The sequence below is a fragment of the uncultured Anaerococcus sp. genome, assembly GCF_963510915.1.
GTDB lineage: Bacteria > Bacillota > Clostridia > Tissierellales > Peptoniphilaceae > Anaerococcus.
On sequence record NZ_CAUPHG010000151.1, the window covers coordinates 1 to 2,753 of the forward strand.

2 protein-coding genes are annotated in these 2,753 nt (G+C 36.4%); both read right to left on the minus strand.

The window, feature by feature from the left end; all coding sequences use genetic code 11:
- Nucleotides 1-94: 94 nt before the first annotated feature.
- Complete coding sequence (locus RQ893_RS08960; protein WP_311482665.1) at nt 95-1,213, minus strand: acyltransferase family protein; 1,119 nt, start codon at nt 1,211-1,213, stop codon at nt 95-97.
- Nucleotides 1,214-1,281: 68 nt separating this feature from the next.
- The gene (locus RQ893_RS08965) at nt 1,282-2,634 is read right to left on the minus strand and encodes a citrate/2-methylcitrate synthase (protein WP_311482666.1); all 1,353 of its coding nucleotides are present in this window, start codon (nt 2,632-2,634) and stop codon (nt 1,282-1,284) included.
- Nucleotides 2,635-2,753: the final 119 nt, after the last annotated feature.

A 2,753-nucleotide genomic window follows, 5' to 3' on the forward strand; every position in this document is an offset into this window, starting at 1 on the left:
GCATACAAAAATCCCTCCATCCGTATTCCGGATTTTGGGGTTCAGGTCATTTCCAAAAAATTTGAGGCTGTTTTTTTCTTGCTTCTTCTAGTTTTTATCTATAACATTTTTCCAAAATTTTTCCTTTTATATATTCTACCAACCCCGCCAAGATTAGGGCTAGGATGGCTGAGGTTAATACTATAGCCGGCATATAGGCCATTACTTCCTTGACGCCACCAACGTTTTCTCTTAAATAAATATAGATTATTTTATCAGTCGCAGCTGAAATTATATAGGCAGAAAATGTAAGTTTTGATAGGTAGGCTAGAATTTTTTGACTTATCTCGCCAATATTGGTTGGTGATATGGAGTTTATAAATATAAAAAAGGCTACAGAGCTTGCTGTATTTTGCAAGCTTCCCCAAGAGTTCCATAACCTTGTTTGAAATACTCCCCCGTGCGACCTCCAGATATTGTAGGCTGATGATACAAAAATTATCAAAACAAGAGCTAATAAAACTTTTGCCGGTCTTAATTTTTTGAAGTTTACATAGGTTCTTAGGTAGGCGCCTAAAAAGAAATATGTAAGTGGGAAGAGATTAAACCACCAGCCTGGCAAGATGTGGTTTATCTTGTTGTCATCATAGGCTGCAAATATCGACTTTAAGCTTGTTAGGTCATGAATATTAAAAACAGTCGGTCCTATGGTTAATACTGAAAATACCGATATTAAAATAAGATGGGTTTTTTTATCACCGATGCTTGTCCAGATATTTGCCAAAAAGGGACTTAGGAGGAAGAGACCTATATACATATTCACATACCAGGAATATTCCTTATAGCCTAAAATCCCAAAGATTACCTTTTGTAAGTTATAAGACCCATCTCCCCTTAGCCTAAGTATCACAAAAACAAGTCCCATAGCTAGGACGTAGGATAAGAGTACCGGTATGATTTTTTTATAATATTTTTTTAGACTTTCCGCTTCTAAGGAAATTTTTTTGTAAGAAACCAAGTAGCCTGTTAGGAGTAAAAACAAGGGAACGCAGACCATAAAACTTGTTCTGAGTGTCGCTAGAACAAGCATTCTCTTACCCTTTATGGGGATTTTGTAAAAATCTGTGTTTAGGAAAAAATGTACGCTAACCACAGACAAAAATGCTAAAATCCTTGTTAAATCAAGGCCTATATTTCTTTGACTGGTTGTTTTTATTTTTAATTCTTCGCTCATAGCATCTCCTTTATAAGCTTACTATACTTTAATAGCAAGAAAAAAGTGTGTCACAAAACACACTAATTTCATTTTCTTTTATCTAAAGCTATGTAAACTTTTTTCTCACTTAGGGACTTATAAGCGGGTCTTATTATCTTATTATCTGCGATTTGCTCTAACCTATGGGCTGACCAGCCTACTGTCCTCGCTATGGCAAAGATTGGTAGGAATAATTCACGAGGTATGCCCAACATATCATAAACCATACCCGAATACAAGTCTACGTTAGCGCATGGCGGATAAGGTCTATTAAACTTTGCTTGGATGAGTTTTTGACCGATTTTTTCTATATTTTCTACAAAAGAAAAATCTTCTTCTCTTCCCTTGATTTTTGCAAGTTCTCTGGCTTTTTCCTTTAATAATACTGCTCTCGGATCAGATAGGGTATAAACCGCATGACCTAGACCATATATCAAGCCTTGACCATCAAAGGCTTTTTTATCTAATATTTTTTGTAGATATTCTTTAATAGCTTCCTCGTCTTGCCTATCTTTAACATTTTCCTTTATATCATCAATCATCTTGGCAACCTTAATATTAGCGCCGCCATGTCTTGGTCCCTTGAGTGAAGCTAGACCAGCTGCCATAGCGGAATAAGAATCAGTCCCTGATGATGATACAACGTGGGTTGCAAAGGCTGAGTTGTTTCCGCCCCCGTGTTCTGCGTGGATTATTAAAAGCAAATCGAGAATTGCAGCTTCCTCTTTGGTGTACTTTTGGTCTACCCTTAACATAGCTAGTATGTTTTCTGCTATGGTTTTTTCTGGGTCAGGATTGTGAATTATTAAAGATTTCTTATCAAAATTATGGATTTTGACCTGGTAGGAATAAATAGCAATGAGGGGCATCTTAGCAATTAGCGATAGGGCTTGTCTAAGAACATTTAATGAATCTGTCCCGTCAGGATTTTCATCATAGGTATAGAGGGCTAGCATAGACCTCATCATCTTGTTCATAATGTCTGCCCCTGGCACCTTCATTATGGTGTCCTCTATAAAATATGGTGGAAGTTTTCGATTTTCTACCAATATTTTTTTAAAATTGCTAAGCTGTTCTTTTTTTGCAAGCTTATCAAAAAGTAATAGGTAGATTACTTCTTCAAACCCCAACCTTTGAGATTGTTCTATATCTCTCACCAGACTTGTAAGTGGATATCCCCTATAATAAAGTTCGCCAGGCGCAGGGATTTTTTTACCGTTTTCTATCTCATAACCACAAACATCACCGACCTTGGTCACTCCTACTAAGACACCTGTTCCATTTTTGTTCCTAAGACCCCTTTTTATAGAATATTTTTCATAAATTTCCTTATCAATACTTGTGGCTTCTTCAATTTCGCCAGCATAGGCCCTTAATTTTTCTTCTATATTCTTATCCATTTTAATTTCCTAAATTGCCAATGATAGCCTCAGTTATGCCACTTGTAGTATTGTCCCCGCCCAAGTCTCTGGTGTAATTTTTCTTATCTGCTAGGGTTTTATAAATAGCACTTCTGATT

What these genes read in the sequence shown, in the direction of transcription:
- RQ893_RS08960 (WP_311482665.1), bottom strand. Translation starts at nt 1,213, where the DNA reads ATGAGCGAAGAATTAAAAATAAAAACAACCAGTCAAAGAAATATAGGC.
- RQ893_RS08965 (WP_311482666.1), bottom strand. Translation starts at nt 2,634, where the DNA reads ATGGATAAGAATATAGAAGAAAAATTAAGGGCCTATGCTGGCGAAATT.